Source organism: Thalassolituus sp. (assembly GCF_984348125.1).
Genome location: NZ_CFHJLR010000009.1, coordinates 25,460 through 45,266, shown reverse-complemented (window position 1 = coordinate 45,266; position 19,807 = coordinate 25,460). Strand labels below are relative to the sequence as shown.

The 19,807-nt window shown below is 53.4% G+C and carries 21 protein-coding genes; 15 read left to right on the top strand and 6 right to left on the bottom strand.

The genetic code is table 11. From position 1 onward, the window contains the following. The 10 genes from AC5E51_RS08290 to ggt all read left to right on the top strand — a co-directional run bounded on the left by AC5E51_RS08290 (position 1) and on the right by ggt (position 9,522). Positions 1-558: a twin-arginine translocation signal domain-containing protein gene (locus AC5E51_RS08290; RefSeq protein WP_297531695.1), complete on the top strand. Its 558-nt coding sequence runs from the start codon at positions 1-3 to the stop codon at positions 556-558. A 28-nt stretch (positions 559-586) separates the two neighbouring features. Next, complete coding sequence (locus AC5E51_RS08285; protein WP_297531693.1) at positions 587-2,209, top strand: GMC family oxidoreductase; 1,623 nt, start codon at positions 587-589, stop codon at positions 2,207-2,209. A 241-nt stretch (positions 2,210-2,450) separates the two neighbouring features. Further along, entirely contained in the window at positions 2,451-3,839 is a 1,389-nt protein-coding gene (locus AC5E51_RS08280) for a succinylglutamate desuccinylase/aspartoacylase family protein (RefSeq protein ID WP_491778416.1), read from the top strand. Positions 3,840-3,958: 119 nt separating this feature from the next. Next, positions 3,959-4,183 carry a DUF4266 domain-containing protein gene (locus tag AC5E51_RS08275; RefSeq protein WP_068436954.1) on the top strand — a complete coding sequence of 75 codons (225 nt, stop codon included), beginning with the start codon at positions 3,959-3,961 and terminating at the stop codon, positions 4,181-4,183. Next, a complete protein-coding gene (locus AC5E51_RS08270) occupies positions 4,174-5,343 on the top strand; it encodes a DUF3570 domain-containing protein (RefSeq protein WP_491778415.1) in 1,170 nt (389 codons plus the stop codon). Before AC5E51_RS08275 ends, AC5E51_RS08270 begins: the two co-directional genes overlap by 10 nt. After that, positions 5,340-5,795 carry a TlpA family protein disulfide reductase gene (locus AC5E51_RS08265; RefSeq protein ID WP_491778414.1) on the top strand — a complete coding sequence of 152 codons (456 nt, stop codon included), beginning with the start codon at positions 5,340-5,342 and terminating at the stop codon, positions 5,793-5,795. The genes AC5E51_RS08270 and AC5E51_RS08265 overlap by 4 nt, the downstream gene beginning before the upstream one ends. Positions 5,796-5,799: 4 nt before the next feature. Then, a complete protein-coding gene (locus tag AC5E51_RS08260; RefSeq protein ID WP_297531684.1) occupies positions 5,800-6,864 on the top strand; it encodes an FAD:protein FMN transferase in 1,065 nt (354 codons plus the stop codon). 80 nt (positions 6,865-6,944) lie between these two features. Then, the gene (coaD, locus tag AC5E51_RS08255) at positions 6,945-7,427 is read left to right on the top strand and encodes a pantetheine-phosphate adenylyltransferase (protein WP_068436960.1); all 483 of its coding nucleotides are present in this window, start codon (positions 6,945-6,947) and stop codon (positions 7,425-7,427) included. A 52-nt stretch (positions 7,428-7,479) separates the two neighbouring features. Beyond that, positions 7,480-7,737: a YfhL family 4Fe-4S dicluster ferredoxin gene (locus AC5E51_RS08250; protein WP_068435219.1), complete on the top strand. Its 258-nt coding sequence runs from the start codon at positions 7,480-7,482 to the stop codon at positions 7,735-7,737. Between the two features lie 72 nt (positions 7,738-7,809). Further along, positions 7,810-9,522: a gamma-glutamyltransferase gene (gene ggt, locus AC5E51_RS08245; RefSeq protein WP_491778413.1), complete on the top strand. Its 1,713-nt coding sequence runs from the start codon at positions 7,810-7,812 to the stop codon at positions 9,520-9,522. Positions 9,523-9,546: 24 nt separating this feature from the next. On the opposite strand, the gene AC5E51_RS08240 is transcribed toward ggt, so the two are convergent. Then, a complete protein-coding gene (locus tag AC5E51_RS08240; RefSeq protein WP_491778412.1) occupies positions 9,547-11,136 on the bottom strand; it encodes an alkaline phosphatase D family protein in 1,590 nt (529 codons plus the stop codon). A 92-nt stretch (positions 11,137-11,228) separates the two neighbouring features. On the opposite strand from AC5E51_RS08240, the gene AC5E51_RS08235 reads away from it, so the two are divergent. Then, positions 11,229-11,987: an ElyC/SanA/YdcF family protein gene (locus AC5E51_RS08235; protein ID WP_297531675.1), complete on the top strand. Its 759-nt coding sequence runs from the start codon at positions 11,229-11,231 to the stop codon at positions 11,985-11,987. A 99-nt stretch (positions 11,988-12,086) separates the two neighbouring features. Next, on the top strand, positions 12,087-12,518 hold the full coding sequence (locus tag AC5E51_RS08230) for an OsmC family protein (RefSeq protein WP_491778411.1): 432 nt from the start codon (positions 12,087-12,089) through the stop codon (positions 12,516-12,518). 32 nt (positions 12,519-12,550) lie between these two features. On the opposite strand, the gene AC5E51_RS08225 is transcribed toward AC5E51_RS08230, so the two are convergent. The 5 genes from AC5E51_RS08225 to radC all read right to left on the bottom strand — a co-directional run bounded on the left by AC5E51_RS08225 (position 12,551) and on the right by radC (position 15,432). Then, on the bottom strand, positions 12,551-13,066 hold the full coding sequence (locus AC5E51_RS08225; RefSeq protein ID WP_491778410.1) for a 3'-5' exonuclease: 516 nt from the start codon (positions 13,064-13,066) through the stop codon (positions 12,551-12,553). A gap of 151 nt (positions 13,067-13,217) precedes the next feature. Then, positions 13,218-14,027 (bottom strand): bifunctional DNA-formamidopyrimidine glycosylase/DNA-(apurinic or apyrimidinic site) lyase, encoded by an 810-nt coding sequence (gene mutM, locus AC5E51_RS08220; protein WP_273091938.1) that lies wholly within the window; start codon positions 14,025-14,027, stop codon positions 13,218-13,220. Positions 14,028-14,150: 123 nt separating this feature from the next. After that, positions 14,151-14,309 (bottom strand): 50S ribosomal protein L33, encoded by a 159-nt coding sequence (gene rpmG / locus AC5E51_RS08215; RefSeq protein WP_068438531.1) that lies wholly within the window; start codon positions 14,307-14,309, stop codon positions 14,151-14,153. Positions 14,310-14,320: 11 nt separating this feature from the next. Beyond that, positions 14,321-14,557, bottom strand: coding sequence for a 50S ribosomal protein L28 (gene rpmB, locus AC5E51_RS08210; RefSeq protein WP_068438718.1), 237 nt, complete (start codon positions 14,555-14,557; stop codon positions 14,321-14,323). 200 nt (positions 14,558-14,757) lie between these two features. Further along, entirely contained in the window at positions 14,758-15,432 is a 675-nt protein-coding gene (radC, locus tag AC5E51_RS08205; RefSeq protein ID WP_076516878.1) for a RadC family protein, read from the bottom strand. 84 nt (positions 15,433-15,516) lie between these two features. Between radC and coaBC the strand changes: the two genes are divergently transcribed. From coaBC to AC5E51_RS08190, 3 genes are all read left to right on the top strand, one after another. Continuing rightward, positions 15,517-16,734, top strand: coding sequence for a bifunctional phosphopantothenoylcysteine decarboxylase/phosphopantothenate--cysteine ligase CoaBC (gene coaBC / locus AC5E51_RS08200; RefSeq protein WP_491778430.1), 1,218 nt, complete (start codon positions 15,517-15,519; stop codon positions 16,732-16,734). 48 nt (positions 16,735-16,782) lie between these two features. Beyond that, a complete protein-coding gene (gene dut, locus AC5E51_RS08195) occupies positions 16,783-17,238 on the top strand; it encodes a dUTP diphosphatase (RefSeq protein WP_348655057.1) in 456 nt (151 codons plus the stop codon). Positions 17,239-17,305: 67 nt separating this feature from the next. Beyond that, complete coding sequence (locus tag AC5E51_RS08190; RefSeq protein WP_491778409.1) at positions 17,306-19,804, top strand: phosphomannomutase/phosphoglucomutase; 2,499 nt, start codon at positions 17,306-17,308, stop codon at positions 19,802-19,804. Positions 19,805-19,807: the final 3 nt, after the last annotated feature.

The window sequence follows — 19,807 nt, the reverse complement described above, 5'->3', positions numbered from 1 at the left end:
ATGAAAACATCCCGCCGTGGATTTCTGCAGCTAGGTGCCATGGGCACCGCTGCACTGACAGTCGGTTCAGGAGCAGCCATGTTGACTGGCTGCTCGTCACAGCAGACTCCGGCAGAGGGGTTTAAGACACTGCGTGAAGTGGATGTCTATTTTCTTGGTGCTCTTGCACCCGCGGTACTGACCACCAAAGGCTACCCCGGTGCTCTCGGCAAAGACGCACGTCAGCGCCTGCTGGAGTCACTGGATACCCTGATGACGACCCTTCAGGGGCACGCTCTGAGTCAGTTACAGATGGCATTTGATCTCATGGGTTCACCGGTCACCCGTGTTGCCGTTGGTGCACCGCTGCATCCATGGCAGGAAGCCACCGTTGAAGAAGCCGAGGCATTCCTTGAAAGCTGGCGTGACTCCTGGCTGCCGATCAAACGCATGGGGTATCAGGGTCTGTGTAAGCTAATCACGATCTGCTGGTATTCGCAGCCAGAGAACTATGAAATCAGCGGCTATCCGGGGCCACCGGTGAAAGTGCCATATCCATACCCCGCCACTGGCGAATAACACGACAGAATCCGATAGAGAGAACACGATGAAACGTACACCACACATTCCAATGGTTGCGGGTATCCCTGATCCGATTCTGGAGGGTATCGCAGGCGGCTGGAAGGTTCAGGATGCAGCCGACGTTACCGATGGCGGCGTCATCAATGCAGATGTTGTCATTATTGGCACAGGTGCAGGCGGTGGCACTACCGCAGAAATTCTTGCCGAAGCTGGCCTCAATGTACTGATGCTGGAAGAAGGCCCGCTGAAAAGCACCAATGACTTTAAGATGGATGAGCGTGAGGCCTACCACGATCTCTATCAAGAAAGCGCCGGCCGTATGAGCAAGGACGGCTCAATGTCGATCCTTCAAGGTCGATGCGTCGGTGGCACAACAGTCATCAACTGGACTTCAAGCTTTCATACGCCAGAACAGACACTCGAACACTGGGCAAATGAATTCAAACTCGAAGGCGCCAGCAAAGAAGAGATGACGCCATGGTTTGAACGCATGGAAGAACGTCTGCAGATTGCGCCTTGGCCAGTACCCCCTAACCCGAACAACGCCGTTCTGAGCCGTGGTGCCGAAGCCCTGAATCTCGAATGGCACGTTATTCCGCGTAACGTTTCCGGGTGTTGGAACCTGGGTTACTGCGGTACTGGTTGCCCGACGAATGCAAAACAGTCCATGCTGGTTACCACCATTCCGGGGGCACTGAATAAACAATCTGGCCTTATTTATAACGCTCGTGCAGAGCGCCTGATCATTGAAGGCAAAAAAGTTCTGGGCGTTGAAGTGACGGCCCTGAACAGCGACTACAAACCGAACGGCAATACGTTTTCGGTGAAAGCACCTCACGTCGTGATGTCCTGTGGTGGTATCAACGGCCCTGCACTGCTGTTGCGTTCAGATGCTCCGGACCCGAAGAAGCGCGTTGGTAAGCGTACCTTCTTCCACCCGGTGGCCTTTAACTTCGCTCAGTTCGATGAGCTGATCGACCCGTATTACGGCGCACCACAGTCTATTTACAGTGACCATTACCAATGGCTGAATGTCACAGGTCCTGCAGGCTACAAGCTTGAGGCAACGCCTCTGCATCCCGGTCTGGCAGCGGTACTCTTCCTGGGGCACGGCGGTCGTCATTATGAAGACATGGGCAATCTGCCCAACACCAACCTGCTGCTGGCACTGATCCGTGACGGCTTCGATGAAGAGAGCCCCGGCGCAAGTATCGAACTGGCCAGCGATGGTTCGCCGATTGTGGATTACCCGGTTAACGATTACATCTGGGATGCATTCCAGCGTGCCATGATCTCAATGGCTGAAATTCAGTTTGCTGCGGGTGCGAAACGCGTTCGACCTTCGCATCTGGACGCCCCCTGGTACGAAACCGTTGAAGAAGCACGCGAAGGCATCAACAACCTGGACAATCGCTCAAACGCATTCACCGTAGGGAGTGCGCACGTTATGGGTGGTATGACCATGGGTGAAGACCTGGATAAGTGCGTCGTCGACAGTAACGGTAAATACCATTACCTCGACAACCTCTACGTGATTGATGGTTCAGTATTCCCGACCAGTATCGGTGCAAACCCACAGCTGTCGGTTTACGGCTTCGCCTGTAAGTTTGCTAACCAATTGGTTGAGAAAATCAAAGCCAGCGCATAAAGCAATCGTGCTGGTTTCTGATACTGAAAAGAGCGGCTCAGCCGCTCTTTTTCTTTCTTTAAATACCTTCCTTTCTGAGCAATTCACAAATACACGCTCTGAACGAACCTTATACGGACACCATGGTCTAGACTCAGAACATTCAACAAACTGAGTTGTAGTTATGTTTTCTCCTGAGAAATCGTATTTCTCAATCGCTCCGTGCTTTTCATTCACATGCTTTTCATTCAGGCGCTCTCGATTGAAGTACTTTGCTTTATTCACAGCGTTCCTGCTTGCTGCTCCCTGTGCAGTTGCGGTTGCTTCAAAGGAGCAACCTTCCAGTACCCAACCAGCTCCGCAAAGCGCCGATCAGGAAAGAACGGACCTCGAAACAACAGACACGGAAAAAACAGCGTCGCCTGCTCCTCAAGTGACAGGGTCTGTATCGACTGAACGTGATACGAAAGAGCCTGAAACCACCGAAGCCAAGCCGCCAGTAAGCCAACAAGACGTCGAAATAGCCCCGGTCGTCGAGAACCTGAGCCTTCTCAACGCCAGCATTCCCCCCGGACAGTTTCAGACACTGTACTGGAGCCCCGGACAGTCGTTTGCCAGTATCGACACCCCGGTGCCGGTGCTGGTTGCACACGGTAAAAATCCTGGGCCCAGGGTATGCCTGACCGCCGCGATACATGGCGATGAACTGAATGGCATCGAAATGGTGCGGCGTCTGATGTACCAGCTCGAACCGGTAAAAATGAACGGCACTGTCATTGGCGTTCCGATTGTTAATCTCGATGGTTTCCGACGCGCCAGCCGCTACCTGTCTGACCGTCGCGACCTGAACCGTTACTTTCCGGGCAGCGAAAGCGGTAGCGCAGCCTCGCGTATTGCCTATTCATTCTTCAATAAGATCATCCGCGGTAATTGCGACTTTCTCGTCGATCTTCATACAGGCTCTCTGAAGCGCACCAACCTTCCGCAGATCCGTGCCGACCTCAGCAATGAAACCGTCTTCGAATTCAGCCGCCATCTGGGCGGCATTACTGTGCTGCATGGTCGTGGCAGTGAAGGGACTCTGCGACGTGCCGCGACCGATCTCGGCATTCCTGCGATCACGCTGGAATCCGGTGGGCCAAACAGTCTGGATGAAAGCTCTGTCGACGGCGGTGTCAAAGCGCTTGAAACATTACTGCAGAATCTCGACATCCAGCCTACGGTGCGCTTCTGGGGAACGCCTCAGCCAGTTTTCTATCACTCTGAGTGGGTAAGATCCGATCAGGGCGGGATACTCATGTCTGATGTTGAACTGGGTGACACGGTTCGCGAGGGCGATATGCTGGGTCGTGTTGTTGATCCGGTATCCAATACTGGCAGCGATATCGTTTCTCCTCTGTCTGGAAAAATTATCGGCATGGCCTTCAATCAGGTCGTACAGACGGGTTTTGCTGCCTATCACATCGGCGAAGCCAAGACTCCGGAAGAGGCTAAAGAAGAAGCGCAGGAAGAACTTAAAGAAGAAAGTCAGAAATCAGGTTCGGTTCAGTCGTACCCCGACGACCCGGAAACAGCGCCCGCCCCGGAAGACACCGAAGCAAGCATGAAAAAAATCAGCGACTCTGAGGGCGGCTCTGAGAACGCTGAGTAATCAGTAATGTCGGAAATGAGGTGTCCAGCTGAGTATTTCATGCTGGTATGACGAGACTGTCATAAAGCGTCCTGCAATAGCTGTTACTATACCTGCATTGCAGATCTGGTACGCACAGCATGAATACTAAATATCTGGGCTGCGGCATTCTGACTTTACTAGTTGTATCCGCTTCGGCCTGTACCCCAGTACGCTTTAACGAGCGAGAGCGCCTGTCTCAGCCGGATATGGCGTTCGACAGCACGCCCCTGAAGAGCGAAATCGAAGCCGATGTATACAGTGCCCGCGAAGGCGCATCCGGTGTATTTACCGGCGGTGGTGGTGGAGGTTGCGGGTGTTACTGACACGTCTGATCACAGCAGTTCGCCCTGCTTATCTCCTGCGAATACTGACTATCGCTTATGCCATTACTGTAACGACAGCTGTTCAGGCGGCTGCCCCTACGACAGATGAACTCGACAGCATCTTTGCCGCCCGTGGGATTGTTTACCAGCAGGAAGATGATGGTGGTTCAGGGGGTAACCCGACCATCGAAGAAGATGCGACCATCTACGAAGGCATACTGCTGTTTCAGCAACGACTGAATGAAAATAACGCAGCAAGCTTTAAAGCCGTGGGCGATCTGGTCACCGCAGCCTCTTACGATGACGCCCGCGATAAAGCAGAAACCGTCTCAGGCGCCACCGGCTATAACCCCGGGCGCTTCAATCTTGAAGGGCGTTGGAAGTATCGCAGCAACAGCCGCACAGGTTTCACTCTCCATACCAGTTACGGTCAGGAATACGCTTACCGCAGCACCGGTTATGGATTTGGTATTTCTCAATCATTAAACGAAGAGTCGACCCAGCTGAGTGCAGACTTTCAGTTTTATGATGATACGGTTCGCATGATCCGCTACGACGGCAGCAAAGAAACCGACGAGCCGCGCGATACCGCCACCGGGGCCTTCAGCCTGACTCAGACGCTGTCACCGGTATCGCTGATGAACCTGTCCTGGGTCTACAGCCGCCAGCGCGGCATGTTAGCCACATCATTTAATTCCGTACTCTTCGATAACGGAGAGCGTGGCTTTGAAGTCCTTCCTGACGAACGCGTACGCAATACAGTGTCCGTTCGTTATAAGCACGCCATCGGTGACGACTCCGTACAACTGGGCCTCAGTCATTATCAGGACAGCTGGGAGCTGGATGCTCAGGCATTCGAAGCTCGCTATTTCTATCGATTGAATGACGGGCAACTAACACTGGAACCGAGCTATCGGTTTTACACGCAAACGGCCACAGAATATTTTTCCGAACAATTCCGTGCACCTCAGACTTACCAGACCAGTGACTCTGATCTTGGACATTTTGATGGCCACAGCGCGGGACTGGTTCTGTCCTACCGGAAAGCAGGCTGGTTCACCAAAGCACCATCAGATTACGATATCGGCTTTAATATGTATCGCCGTTCAGATGACCTGAATTTTTACTGGCTGACACTAGGTTGGTACACCGCATTATGAAATTAATTTCTTTATTCTTATTCGCTTTTTCAGCGCTATTATTTTCAATCGCATCGTTCGCTGAAAACTACACAACGCTGAATAACGACAACTACTCTATAGATTTTAATCAGCCCGAAAAACCAGTTGTGTTAATTGTTTGGGCGTCCTGGTGCGGCTACTGCATGGAAGAAATTCCACACTTAAAAAAGGAGTTAAAAGACCACCCGGAGTTTATCTGGCTCGGCCTTAACGTGAATAAAAATCCAGAAGATGGTCGCCAGGTAGAAGTAGAGCGCGCACTCCCTTGGCCATCCCTGAGTGACCCGGACCTGATCATCGGAGATCAGTTCAAAGTGCGGGGCACGCCGACTCTGATTGTGCTCAACAGCAAAGGAGATGCGGTGTATCGCGGTCGACGGACTGACGACGACTTTAAAGCCGCTCTCGATACTCTGTCGACAGAGCAATAGCCCTGTGACCTCTATACTCAGACTGCTCTGGGCCAAATGCATTTTACTGGCTGGCCTGAGCCTCTTTGTTAACCCGTTACATGCCGCTGAGCGCATCAGTGGTACTGCAGAGAGTCAGGCTACGCCTGCGGTCAACAGGTCCACCAGCCTGATGACCACCACGGTCGATTTTCAGATTCTTCTTACCAGCGATAGCCACTCCGCGAAGGCAGCCAATACGGCAATAGACAGCGCCATCGATGAAATCAAACGCGTCACGCAGGTATTCTCTGAATGGGAACCCAACAGCGAAATCAGTTCGGTAAATCAGGCAGCGGGCGAGAAAGCCGTTCCGGTGTCACCTGAAGTATTTCGTTTAATCAGCGAAGCTCTGCGCATATCAGAGCTTAGTAGCGGAAAGTTTGATATCACCTTTAAAAGCGCGGGCAAGCTCTGGGACTTTCGAAAAAAAACGATCCCTGAAGCGGCCGAATTAAAGCGCGCGGCCGCTTCCATTAATTATCAACACGTCGCCTTAGATGAAGAAAAACAGACTGTTTTTCTGACGAAGGCAGGAACCCAGATTGGCCTCGGAGGCATTGCTAAAGGCTATGCGATTGATCGCGCGGTGCAGGTTATCCGTAACGCCGGTTTCGAGGTGTTCTATATCAATGCGGGCGGTGATCTGTACGCCAGCTCGGGAGCCTCTATTAAAGACAATGCCAAGAACAGTGCCAAGCGCTGGAAAGTCGGCATACAACATCCAGACAACCCAGAAAGTCTGATCGCCGTGCTGCCGGTCGCCAACGGTGCCGTCGCAACCTCCGGGGACTACGAGCGCTACTTTGAGAAAAACGGCACTCGCTACCATCACATTATCGACCCGGATACTGGCTATCCTGCCAATCTGAGTCGTAGCGTCACCGTGCTGACCTCGCGAGCCTACCTCGCTGATGCATTGGCGACTGCCGTGTTTGTGCTGGGCCCCAAAAAGGGCGTTACGCTGATAGAGAATATGCCTGAGGCTGAGGTGCTGATCATCGACAAACACGGAGAGGTCGTCAGTACCCTGCCGCATATCTCTATGTAAAGTGTGACGTCTCCTGCCATTTGCCCAGACCCCACCCATCTATTACTATTCGCGCAGATATCACCCATAAGGCTGATTTTATGAATACAGTTGTATACCCGGGCACCTTTGATCCTATCACCAACGGCCACACCGATCTGATTGAACGTGCAGCGCGCATGTTTGATCACATTATCGTCGCCGTTGCAGCAAGCCCAAAGAAGCGCCCGCTGCTGGATCTCGAAACGCGCGTAGACCTGGCTCAGAGCGTACTGGGCCACCTGCATAACGTTGAAGTTGTCGGGTTCAGCAACCTGCTTGCAGACTTCGTCAAGGAAAAGCGCGGCAACATCATTCTGCGCGGCTTGCGTGCAGTTTCGGACTTCGAATACGAATTCCAGCTCGCCAACATGAATCGCGTACTGGCACCGAACGTCGAAAGCCTGTTTCTGACACCTGCAGAGCAATATTCCTATGTGTCGTCGACGATCGTGCGCGAGGTGTCAGCTCTGGGAGGTGATATCAGTACGCTGGTTCATCCAACCGTCGCTAACACTCTGAAAAAATACCAGACTGAGGCATAATACGCCTCAGTAACCGTATTTCCTGAGCCGTATTCCCTGATGGAGGTTAGTCATGGCCTTGATAATTACTGATGAGTGCATCAACTGTGATGTATGTGAGCCAGAGTGTCCGAATGAAGCGATCACTCCGGGAGAAGAAATTTACGAAATCGATCCGGCAAAATGCACCGAGTGTGTAGGTCACTACGATGAGCCTCAGTGCCAGCTTGTATGCCCGGTCGACTGCATCCCACAGGATGACGACAACATGGAAACTCAGGAAGAGCTCGAAGCCAAGTACGAGCGCCTGACGGGCAAGAAAATCGCCTGATTCCGCCCGCGCCGGTTGCGCCCGGCGCTTGCGAGTAAGACACTAGAGCCTCCTGTCACCGGAGGCTTTTTTATGCGCCGCACCTGGCTTGCTGGAGTTTTCGCCACCAGCGCTCTCATTTTCACTGTTACTACTGCTGTCACTGGCTGTGCTCAGAAAGATACTCAGCCTGATTCATTCTCAGGCACAGTGGCCGTAGCAAGTGCTCATCCTTTGGCCACAGAGGCAGGCCTTGAGGTTCTGGCTGAAGGAGGCAATGCCTTTGATGCTGCCATCGCCGTTGCGGCCAGTCTGGGCGTTGTCGAACCCTATAGCGCAGGTATAGGCGGTGGGGGCTTCTGGCTGCTGTACGATGCAGATCAGAAGCAATATCGCTTTATCGATGCACGCGAGACAGCACCACAGTCTTTTCACCGGGATTACTACCTGGATGAAAACGGAGACGTCGACAGAGACAAGGCCGTAAATGGCGCGACCGCGGGCGGTATCCCCGGGCAGCCAGCAGCATTCGCTTATATCGCCGAGCACTACGGTAAGTTACCACTCACACGCTCTCTCGCCGACGCCATCACTCAGGCAAGCGAAGGTTTTCCTGTCGATCCGCATTATCAGAAGTTGATGAGCTACCGACTCGACGCGGTTCAACGCTACCCATCTAGTGCCTCTGTTTTTCTGGATGACGGCCGTATTCCAGAGGTCGGTTTCACACTGAAGCAGCCTGATCTTGCTAACACCCTCAGTAGCATCGCCAACCTGGGTTTTGATGGCTTCTATCGCGGCCCACTGGCAGTGACCATGGTCGACGAGGTCAACAAGGCGGGCGGCGACTGGACTCTGAACGACCTCGCTGCTTACGAGGTGAAAGAACGAGAGCCAGTCAAAGTGACGCTGGGCGGCACTCAGTTAATCAGTGCGCCACCGCCCTCTTCTGGCGGTATCGCGATTGCCCAGATGCTGAAAATGCTTGAGCCGTTTGACTGGCAAAGCATGAATGAAGCCGATCAGGTGCACCTGCTCACCGAAGTCATGCGCCGCGCGTATCGTGATCGTGCTGAATTTCTCGGTGACCCGGACTTTGTTGATGTCCCAATGACAAAACTCATCAGTGATGAGCGTAATAAAGAATGGACAGCCGGCATCGATATGAATCAGGCGACGCCGAGCACCGAATTAAATGGCCCTAAAAATATTCAGGAAGGTTTCCACACAACGCATTTATCTGTCGTTGATTCAGAAGGAAACCGTGTATCAGCCACCCTGAGTATTAACCTGCCGTTTGGTTCTGCCTACACGATTCCGGGTACCGGCGTACTACTTAATAACGAGATGGATGATTTTTCTGCCAAGCCGGGCGAACCAAACGCCTATGGTCTGGTTGGCAATGAAGCCAATGCGATTGCTCCGGGTAAGCGCCCACTGTCATCCATGTCGCCTTCGATGCTGGAATCTGAAGACAGCATTGCCGTATTGGGAACACCGGGTGGCAGCCGTATTATCAGTATGGTCTTCCTCGGTGCGCTGGAATATCTGCAAGGGAAACCCGTCGAAGACTGGGTCGCACGTCCGCGCATTCATCACCAGTACCTGCCCGATGTTATTCAGCACGAACCAGGCGTGATCTCTGAAGAAGCCATGACCGAGTTGCAGAAGCGCGGTCATTCTTTCCGGGATGTCGGCCGTGAATACGGCAATATGCAGGCCATCCTGATCGATAAGGAAAGTGGCGAAGTCACCGCCGCTTCAGACCCACGCGGCATTGGCAGCGCGAGAGTCATCACTCAGTAAGTTGCTATGCTGTCAGGCTGATAGTCAGGCTGGTTGATAAACACGTTTCAACCGGCCCTGACCGTCTTCACAGGCGTAACTGATGCCGCATTCAACGACCTTGCTGCGTTCAGTCACTGTGGGCACGTAATACCAGTCTGACTGAACTTTAGTGCGATCCACAGTTAGCAGAATAAAACCGTGGGTCTGCACTTCCGCGTATTTAATATGCGGGCTACCGGCCATGATGGTGTTCTCTGCGCTGTTGGCAATCACCTTCGGAAACCCCGGAGAGGTCACCGAGGGCGTGACAAATTCGACGGCCAGAGATCCCTCTCCGGTATAGCGGTTATAGTTGCTCCAGCTGTAGGGGTCATCAGAAATGTCTGCCGCAAAGGAGGCATGCAGGTCGCCTGTCAGCACCACCATATTTTTTACATTCTGGCTGCGCACAACCTCAAGCAGGCGGTTTCGCGTTGCTGCGTAGCCGTCCCAGCTATCGAGCCAGAATGACGCCGCCGCACCGCTACCAAGAAGATTTTCCAGATTCAGATAATATCGTTGAGCCATCATGACCTGCTGCCCGAGTATCTTCCATTGTGCTGAACTGCTGACCAGTTGATCGTTCAGCCAGGCTTCCTGCTCAAAGCCGAGCAGCGAGCGATTTTCATCCATTGCCACCTGCTGCTTACCTGAACCAGAAGGCTGCTCATCACGCCCTTCGACGCGGGTATCCAGCATCAACAGATCAAGCAGGTCACCGTACTGAATCCGACGATAAATACTGCCCGAGCGATTTTCTCTGACCGGCATCCATTCAAAATACGCCTGTTTTGCGGCCGCTTTACGAGCAGACCAATCGCCCTCTGTGTCATCGTGATTGGAAGCGCCATCACGCCAGGCGTTATCGGTAAACTCGTGATCATCCCAGACGCAGATAAAGGGGTGTTGCTGGTGAACTGCAGCAAGATCCGGGTCCAGTTTATAGAGCGCATGGCGACGACGATAATCAGACAATGAAACGGTCTCGTGAGCAGGCGCCAGTGCACGCTCACTCCGCAGACTGTCTTCGCCGTATTCGTCCTGACCATACTCATACATATAGTCTCCGAGATGAATGACTGCATTCAGATCGCTGCGCTCAGCCAACACCCGATAAACATTAAAATAGCCGTGTGGGTAACTTGAGCAGGAAACCACCGCAAAGCGCGCAGAATCCGGGCTTCCGGCATCAGCAGTCCGTGTACGACCAACCGGAGATGTCTCCCCCATGGCCAGAAAGCGGTAAAAATAGGAGGTACCTGAACTTAACCCGGTCACGTCCACTTTCACGGTATAGTCACGATATGCCCCCGTGCGCACCACACCACTGGCAACAATGTCAGAAAAGCCATCATCGGTGGCCAACTGCCAGATCACATCAACATCCATCGGGCTGACAGGAGAAAAGTGGGACCAGAGCAGTACAGAGTCAGTCGTAGGATCACCACTGGCAACGCCATAGTTAAAGTAACCCGCAGCCGGAAGCTCCGGCTCGGCAGGTATCTGACTCATTGCCAGCGCCCCCGGTGCCACACTGACTCCAGCAAGACTCGCGGTACCTGTACGCAGAAATGAACGACGCGTGACGGACATAATGACTACTCCTCGAAAATCAGCCCGGTATACTGAAGTACGAAGATGTCAGTAACATGAAGCCCAATAGCCAGCCCCGATAAGAGCCGTCAATGGAATCTCAGAGCATTACGTTTATTCTCAAAAAACTGGTCGGTATGACACTGATGCCAGTGCCTCTAAGTCTGCTGCTTATTTTACTGGGGCTTTGGTGGTTTTCGCGTGCACCGGTTAAATCCCGGCTGGTATTTTTCAGCGCATTTCTACTACTCGCAGTCAGTGCATTTAATCCGGTAGCTGACCGGCTAATTGCACCCCATGAAAGTTATTATCCGGTGTTTGATATCGAGCAGCCTGTTGATGCTGTGGTGGTTCTCGGGAGTGCCAGTCAGAGTGCCCCACCAGACAGCCCGGCTTTTATGAGTCTCGGTAGCTCAGCCATGTACCGCTTATCGGAAGGCTTACGGATTCTCCGCGCTAACCCTGACGCAATTCTTATCGTTACCGGCTACGCTGGCTTCAGCGCAGCCCAACCTCATGCAGAAATTCTGCAACAGGCCGCCATTGATCGCGGGGTAGACCCGTTACGTATTTTTGCTTTCCCGACCGCACGTGACACTGAAAATGAAGCTTCGCTGACCGAGCCATTATTGAGAGATAAGCGCTTCGCCCTGGTGACCGAAGCAGCACACCTTAAACGTGCAACCGTATTTTTTGAGCGGGAAGGCCTGAACCCATTGCCGGCACCCGCCATGTTCGTCGGCGCCCACCACAGCGACTGGAGACTGGATTCATCAGGCCTCTATAAGACTGAACGGGCTTTTTACGAAACGATGGGCAGGGCGTGGCAGTGGTTAAAGTCTTTTCTTTAACTCCCATACTAAGAAGTGTTTGGCCTCACCAGAAAGAAAGCAGGAACTTTAACGCCCGCCCCCTCTCCCAATATGTGTCACTATTTATTGGGAGTCAGTATGAACATCATCAAAAAAGGTTCAGCGATTTATCATTCACTCGGTAAAAAAGCGAAAGCCAGCGTGTCGACCGAGTCCGGTGCACTGAAAGATCAGCCTTACGGTTTTAATACCCGATTCGAAGATAAGCCCGGCACCAACCCGGAAGAATTAATTGCCGCGGCTCACGCCAGTTGCTTCACTATGGCGCTGTCGTTTGCTCTTGAGGCTGAAGGTTATTCCAGCGGCCAGCTGAAAACCGAGGCCGATGTTTCACTCGATAAAGACGGCGACGGTTTCACCGTGACGAAGTCCGCCCTGAGTCTGGCAGCACAGGTGGATGACATTGACAGTGACGAGTTCGAGCGTATCGCCCAGACAGCGAAAGCGAACTGTCCGATTTCTAAATTACTGGACACCGAAATCACACTCGAATACACCCTGAATCAATAATTCAGGTGTCAGTGAGATAGCGGCAGGTCCTCTTACCCTGCCGCTTTTGCAGTCAGCTCTGCCAGAGTGTGGCGGTAAGTCTCCTGAATCAACCAGGCGTCGTTACTGGCACGGTGGCGCGGAATGTTGGCCTCCCGCGTTAACCTGGCCTTTGTCTCATCCCACAGTAGAATCTGAGGTTCGGTCATGATGACTTCGATCGGGCTGAGCTGAAACTGCATATCGATACCGGCTGCTTCAAACAAACGTATCAACCAGGGCTTATCCACCACCCAGCCATCGCTGTACACTGTCTTATCGCTCAGCATCTCATTGAGCTCAGTCGCAACCTGATGAACATGGCTGCCATGGCGTGCCAGCATCTCACGGGAGATATTGTGAACCCCCTGAGCAGATGTATCCCAGTGCGTCCAGTGTTCCGCCGGAACGATCAGGGAGCAGAAGCGGGAGCCATCGCCCAGCGCCAGGCCAACTTCAATGGGGTAACTGTCCGGGCCAAAGCCAGACGCTTCAATATCCATGATGAATGGGGTCGAGATCCTTGGCATTCGTTGCCTCCCGCAGCATGCTTGTTGTTTTTGTAATGGCGATGTCGCCTGTTATCTGCACTGACTCAAAACGTAGCTTAGTAACTAGTACAGTAATAACCAGTACAGTAAAAAGTAGTACAAGCAGATACGTATCGCGCGCTTTTTTGGATTAACGCTGACATTTTGGGCAGTAGACGGTTGCCCGCTGCCCCTGGCGGATCTCTTTCAGTGTGGTGGCGCAGTTTTTACACTCTTCTCCACCTCTCCCGTAAACATAGAGCTGCTGGGCGAAGTAGCCGGGCTTGCCATCCCCGCCAACGAAGTCCCGAAGAGTCGTCCCACCCTGCTCAATTGCAGCCCCTAATACCTGACGTATTGTCTGCGTCAGCCTCTGGTAACGGGCCTTACTGATCTTCCCTGCCGGGGTCTGCGGGCGAATACCTGCCAGAAACAAGCTCTCGTTCGCGTAAATATTGCCGACACCAACGACAACGCGCCCATCCATAATGAACGTTTTTACAGCCTGCGACTTACCACGGCTCTTCTGAAACAGGTGAGAATCATCAAAGTCATCTGACAGAGGCTCAGGGCCGAGATGACTCAGATGCTCAGAGGTCTCTCCCGGTGCAACCCAGAGCAACGCGCCGAAGCGCCTCGGGTCGTGATAGCGCAGTACGCGGCCATTGCTCAGATGCCAGTCGATGTGATCGTGCTTCATAGCCGGCGCCGAAGGATCAACTAAGCGCAGAGAGCCGGACATGCCAAGATGCCAGATAGCCGTGCCCACGGCAGTTTTCACCAGAATATACTTCGACCGACGGGTCAGGCTGTCCACCGTCTGTCCGACCAGCTGCTGTACCTCATCCTCAACGGGCCAACGCAACCTGGGCTGGCGCACATCAATGCGGGTAATGGTCTGCCCCTTCAGGTACGGACTGATGCCGCGCAGGGTAGTTTCAACTTCGGGTAGTTCTGGCATACAACAACAACAATGACATGAGTGGATTACGTAGATGAATGCCTAGTCTACCGCATACCGGCGAATAAATAGCAGGCACAAAAAAACCCGGCCGGAGCCGGGTTCTTTCAGAACTCAGATCAATTACTTGATCTTAGCTTCTTTGTACGCAACGTGCTTACGAACTACAGGATCAAATTTCTTGATCTCGAATTTCTCAGGCATGGTGCGCTTGTTTTTGTCAGTAGTATAGAAGTGACCGGTACCGGCACTTGATACAAGACGGATCTTATCGCGTGGCATAACAGGTCTCCTTAGACTTTTTCGCCGCGTGCACGCAGCTCTGCCAGTACTACATCGATACCTTTCTTATCGATGATACGCATACCTTTAGTAGAGATACGCAGACGTACGAAACGGTTTTCGCTTTCAACCCAGAAGCGGTGGCTCTGCAGATTCGGCAGAAAACGACGCTTGGTTTTGATCTGTGAGTGGGAAACGTTGTTCCCGGAAACAGGACCTTTTCCTGTAACTTGGCAAACCTTAGACATGGTTCCTCGCCCCGATTTTGTGTGTATCGAACAATTTGAATTCGTTACCAACCGTGGGCGTTAGCTCATCACTTTATGATGACCGTAGACGGCCCTGGCTGAAAAGAGTTGCGCTTTATACCAAAACGCAGACACCCCCGCAAGCAAAAGTGTATTTTTTACACAACAGGTCAAGACACATAATCGAGCCTCAACCCCCGCTAGAGCCAGCCGCGCTGGGCGAAAGAGACCGTATGACCATCACCAACCACCAGATGATCCAGAACCCGGATATCCATAAGGCCGAGAGCTTGCTGTAGTCGCTCTGTGATTGACCGGTCTGCCCCGCTCGGCTCAGCCACGCCGGATGGATGGTTGTGCGCCAGTATCACCGCCGCCGCACCTTCTGCCAGTGCCTGCTTCACAACTTCTCTTGGATAGACTGCTGCCGCATCAATCGTTCCGCGGAATAACTCACGGTAGCGAATGACGCGGTTCTGATTATCCAGAAAGAGACAGGCGAAGACTTCGTAGTCACGATCCCTGAGCTGCGCCTGCAGATAACGTTCGGTGTCCTGGGGGCTGCTCAGAGCGTCACCGCGCTGCATCCCCTGCGCCAGGTGCCGACGCGCCATTTCCAGCACCGCCTGCAACTGGGCAAACTTCGCCGATCCCAGCCCCAACGGCTGACAGAAGTCTGTCTGACTGGCCGTTAGTAAGGGTCGCAGACCACCAAAGTCGCTCAACAGGTCGCGCGCAAGATCCACCGCACTCTTCCCCTTAACGCCCGTGCGCAGGAAGATCGCCAGCAGCTCGGCATCTGACAATGCAGCAGGGCCGCACTCAAGTAATTTTTCGCGTGGACGCTCGCTCGCCGGCCAGTCCGTAATCGCCATCCCTACCTCCTTGTAGGTGTGATTGGAGTATGGCTGTACGATATACTGAATTTTTTTTCAGGTCAGGCTATTTCTACCATGCAAATGCAACAACTCTGCAATCGTCGAATCCTGCTGGGTATCAGTGGTGGCATCGCCGCCTACAAAAGTGCAGAACTGGTAAGGGAACTGAAAAAAGCCGGAGCCGATGTCCGGGTCATCATGACCGACGGCGCGCGCGAATTTATCACGCCGCTCACCATGCAGGCGTTGTCAGGTAATCCGGTTCATTATGCTCTGCTGGACCCTGAAGCAGAGGCCGGCATGGGTCACATCGAACTGGCCAAGTGGGCTGACCTGCTGTTGATTGCTCCGGCCAGTGCCAACCTGATTGCGCGGCTGGCACAAGGTATGGGCAATGATCTTCTGACGACCGTGTGCCTTGCGACAGACGCACCGCTCTGCATTGCTCCGGCGATGAACCAGGCGATGTGGCGCGACCCGGTGACTCAAGCCAATATGAAGCGCCTGCAGGATGCCCACAAACATAACCTGACCGTGATCGGCCCCGACGCGGGCGAACAGGCCTGTGGCGACGTTGGCCCCGGCCGCATGATGGAGCCGGCGCTGATCGCAGAAGCTGTTGCCAATAAATTCGAATCGGGTGCGCTGGCCGGTGTCAGCGTGGTAATCACCGCCGGTCCTACCCGGGAAGTGATCGACCCGGTCCGGTACATCACGAATCACAGCTCAGGCAAAATGGGATATGCCCTCGCAGAAGCCGCGCGTGATGCCGGTGCCCGGGTCACTCTGATCAGTGGACCTGTGACATTGGATGCGCCTGACAGAATCAAGGTCGTGCGGGTAAACAGCGCTCTGGATATGCTGCAGGCTGCTGAATCTGAACTTGAGCACTGCGAGATTTTCATCGCTTCTGCGGCCGTGGCAGATTACCGCCCCGCCGAGGTTGCCGACCAGAAAGTCAAAAAGTCCGCTGACGAAATGTCGATTCAGCTGGTTAAGAACCCGGATATCGTCGCCACAGTTGCAGCGCATACGCCACACCCTTATACCGTGGGTTTTGCTGCTGAAACGCAGGACGTCGAGCACTACGCACGGGGTAAGCTGGCACGTAAAAACCTCGATATGATTGTTGCCAATGATGTGTCACGAAGCGACATTGGTTTTAATAGCGATAACAATGCGGTAAACGTCTATTGGTCGGAGGGGCAATGCCAGTTCGATGTCATGAACAAACAGATCCTCGCCCGCGAATTGATAGGACTCGTCGCCAATCACTTCCGACCGGATTCATCGCAATAACGAATGTAAAAACTGACTGCTGAACAAATAACTGCCGAAGGAAACATAATGCAAAAGCTGCAGGTAAAAATTCTCGACCCACGAATTGGTAACGATATTCCACTGCCAGAGTACGCCACGGGTGGCTCTGCTGGTCTCGACCTGCGCGCCTGCATGGACGAAGCGATCACCCTCAATCCGGGTGATACCGTTCTGATTAAAACCGGACTGTCGGTCTACATCGAAGACCCCGCACTGGCGGGCATCATTCTACCGCGCTCGGGGCTCGGGCATAAACACGGGATTGTTCTGGGTAACCTCGTTGGTCTGATTGATTCTGACTACCAGGGTGAGCTGATGGTCAGTTGCTGGAACCGCGGTAAAGAGCCCTTCACTGTCGAAGTCGGGGAGCGCATTGCCCAGTTCGTTCTCGTTCCTGTGGTACAGGCGGCCTTCGAAGTCGTGGAAGAGTTTCAGGAAACAGAGCGCGGCAGCGGCGGCTTCGGACACTCCGGACGCGGTTAAACCTGCTATAAAGCAGGGGGAAGAATAATAAATTACCACGCAGCCTGAGTGGCTCAGGGAGAGCAATATGCCAGCGCCTCGCAAGAAGGCTCTTACCATCGTGACGTACAGCCGGATTGCTATCTGGCTGGCACTGCTGTTTATCGCCAGCGGCTATGCGTTGCAGAGCGTACAGATAAACCTGCTGACACAGTCCGATGTCGACTCCGCTTTTTCTGAAGCCGTTGCCTCTCAGGCAGCGCTTGCGTTGAAAACACGCCTGACCGACACCAAGCGGCTGCAGCTTGCTGCAAGCAGTCACGAGGCGACACTCGATTCATTGCAGACAGGTAACCGCACATGGCTGAGCGACCTGAAAAGCCTACTGCCCGGTACTGAAGACATCCGCCTGTTAACTCCTTCCCAGTCGCAGAACCTGCAGACCGAATTCAGCTTCGCCGTACAGGATCTGGTGAACCGCACGCTGCGTGGCGACGATATGAAACTGGAAGCGGTTAACATCAATGGGGAGCAAAGCTTTTTCTGGGCCAGCCCGGTACCCGCTACCGGTACACCGCAGGGTGTTCTGCTTGTACGTTACGGGCGCGACTGGCTGAACGCATTCCGCTCGTCGGTATCCGGCGACCTTGGCCAGATTCAGGTAATGCAGAAACTGACCCCACAAGAAAACTCGGGCATTGAAGTGTTCAGCGCCGGGGCCACGCCCGTCAAAAGTGCGAGGCCAGTCACCCGTCCGATCAATGACTACTGGTTTCTGACTTATACACCTTCTGATCACCGCCCGGTCGTGTCACTCCTTGATTTATCCTTCCCGTGGATTCTTTCACTGGTGGCGACACTGAGCGCGTTATTTATTCTGCTGTTTATCCAGAAACGTATTCTGCAGAAAAACCATCGTCATTTTCAGCAGTTCCTTGAGCGTTTTTTCAAAGAAGAAATTCGAGAAAATCCAGGCTTCAGCCTGCAATTATTTAACGATCTTGCCGATGATGTCCGCCTTGCCAGTGAACAGGTATTTGATCGTCTTAGCAGTGCTGAAACCAGCCTGAAAACCGCCAGCGTCAAAGCCACACCGAAAGCCCGTACCCGTGACGATCTGCCCGAAATTGATGAAGAGCCGGAGCGCCCCGAAGTTCGCGAACCACCCGCGACCTATGACGGTAAACCCCTTGATTTTCCGTCGCAGGAAAACAGCTTCCCCGATCACATTTTCCGCGCTTACGATATTCGCGGCATTGTCGAAAAAGAGCTCGATGACGACATCGTGCGCAACATTGGTAAAGCACTCGGTAGTGAAGTCCGCCAGCGTGGTTTCGAGCGTATAAATCTTGCCTGGGATGGCCGCCTCTCCAGCAAGCATCTGGCTAAAGTCCTTCAGGACGGCCTGTTAAGTGCCGGTTGCAGCGTAAACCGCCTCGGCATGTTGCCTACCGGCGCGCTCTATTTCGCATGCTTTGAATCTGACACACCTTGCGGTGTCATGGTCACCGGCAGCCATAATCCAGCCGAGTACAACGGCTTTAAGGCGGTAATTGATCAACAACCGCTGTCAGAGCAGGAAATACAGAAACTGGCCCAACGGATTCGCGACGAGGACTACAGTCAGGGCTACGCGGGTGCTCGGGAAGACGCAATAAAAGATAAGTACATTGAACGCATTACCGACGACGTTCAGGTCGCTCGCGAAATTAAGATTGTTATTGATGCCGGCAACGGTGTCAGCGGCCCACTGGCGGCTGAACTCTTCCGGGAGCTGGGCGCAGACGTCACCGAGCTTTACTGTGACGTTGATGGGCATTTCCCGAACCATCACCCTGATCCGGGCGAGCCAGAAAACCTCGAAGATCTTAAAAATGCCGTGCTGATTCATGGCGCCGACCTTGGTTTTGCCTTCGATGGCGACGGTGACCGGGTCCTGATGATTGATAACGAAGGTAATATCATCTGGCCAGATCGCATGATGATGTTACTACTCGAAGATATTCTGCCCCGTCGCCCGGGTGCGGATGTTCTCTTTGATGTGAAGTCTTCCCGCCACCTCGCACCATTAATCAATCGCCTCGGTGGCCGCCCGACCATGTGGAAAACCGGCCACTCCTTGATGAAGCGTAAGCTCAAAGAAGTGAATGCGGTCATCGGTGGTGAATTCAGCGGTCACTTTTATATCGCCGAGCGCTGGTACGGATTCGATGATGGGCTCTACACCGGCGCCCGTATGCTGGAGATTCTGTCCACCCGCAATGACTCTGTCGCCAATGTCTGCAACGCACTCCCTGAAGATGTCAGCACTCCAGAGCTGACCATCACGACGACAGAAGCGGATAAATTCTCAATCATCGAAGCACTGAGCTCCGATGCCGAACTGACCGCCGAAGGGCGGGTCTTTACGGTGGACGGCTTACGTATCGAATTCAGTGACGGCTGGGGGTTGGTGCGTGCGTCGAATACAACACCACGACTGACGCTCCGTTTTGCCGGTGAGTCTGAAGAAACCGTGGCTCGTATTCAGGCACTTCTGAAGCAGGCACTTACCCGTCACGCCCCGGAAATACAGACCCCGTTCTGAACA

Bases quoted from the DNA above. Each gene is read 5' to 3' on its own strand.
- radC (WP_076516878.1), bottom strand. From the start codon at position 15,432: ATGGCGATTACGGACTGGCCGGCGAGCGAGCGTCCACGCGAAAAATTA.
- AC5E51_RS08190 (WP_491778409.1), top strand. From the start codon at position 17,306: ATGCCAGCGCCTCGCAAGAAGGCTCTTACCATCGTGACGTACAGCCGG.
- AC5E51_RS08235 (WP_297531675.1), top strand. From the start codon at position 11,229: ATGGAATCTCAGAGCATTACGTTTATTCTCAAAAAACTGGTCGGTATG.
- AC5E51_RS08230 (WP_491778411.1), top strand. From the start codon at position 12,087: ATGAACATCATCAAAAAAGGTTCAGCGATTTATCATTCACTCGGTAAA.
- AC5E51_RS08285 (WP_297531693.1), top strand. From the start codon at position 587: ATGAAACGTACACCACACATTCCAATGGTTGCGGGTATCCCTGATCCG.
- mutM (WP_273091938.1), bottom strand. From the start codon at position 14,027: ATGCCAGAACTACCCGAAGTTGAAACTACCCTGCGCGGCATCAGTCCG.
- AC5E51_RS08290 (WP_297531695.1), top strand. From the start codon at position 1: ATGAAAACATCCCGCCGTGGATTTCTGCAGCTAGGTGCCATGGGCACC.
- AC5E51_RS08275 (WP_068436954.1), top strand. From the start codon at position 3,959: ATGAATACTAAATATCTGGGCTGCGGCATTCTGACTTTACTAGTTGTA.
- AC5E51_RS08250 (WP_068435219.1), top strand. From the start codon at position 7,480: ATGGCCTTGATAATTACTGATGAGTGCATCAACTGTGATGTATGTGAG.
- AC5E51_RS08265 (WP_491778414.1), top strand. From the start codon at position 5,340: ATGAAATTAATTTCTTTATTCTTATTCGCTTTTTCAGCGCTATTATTT.
- AC5E51_RS08225 (WP_491778410.1), bottom strand. From the start codon at position 13,066: ATGCCAAGGATCTCGACCCCATTCATCATGGATATTGAAGCGTCTGGC.
- rpmG (WP_068438531.1), bottom strand. From the start codon at position 14,309: ATGCCACGCGATAAGATCCGTCTTGTATCAAGTGCCGGTACCGGTCAC.
- ggt (WP_491778413.1), top strand. From the start codon at position 7,810: ATGCGCCGCACCTGGCTTGCTGGAGTTTTCGCCACCAGCGCTCTCATT.
- rpmB (WP_068438718.1), bottom strand. From the start codon at position 14,557: ATGTCTAAGGTTTGCCAAGTTACAGGAAAAGGTCCTGTTTCCGGGAAC.
- coaD (WP_068436960.1), top strand. From the start codon at position 6,945: ATGAATACAGTTGTATACCCGGGCACCTTTGATCCTATCACCAACGGC.
- coaBC (WP_491778430.1), top strand. From the start codon at position 15,517: ATGCAACAACTCTGCAATCGTCGAATCCTGCTGGGTATCAGTGGTGGC.
- AC5E51_RS08240 (WP_491778412.1), bottom strand. From the start codon at position 11,136: ATGTCCGTCACGCGTCGTTCATTTCTGCGTACAGGTACCGCGAGTCTT.
- dut (WP_348655057.1), top strand. From the start codon at position 16,783: ATGCAAAAGCTGCAGGTAAAAATTCTCGACCCACGAATTGGTAACGAT.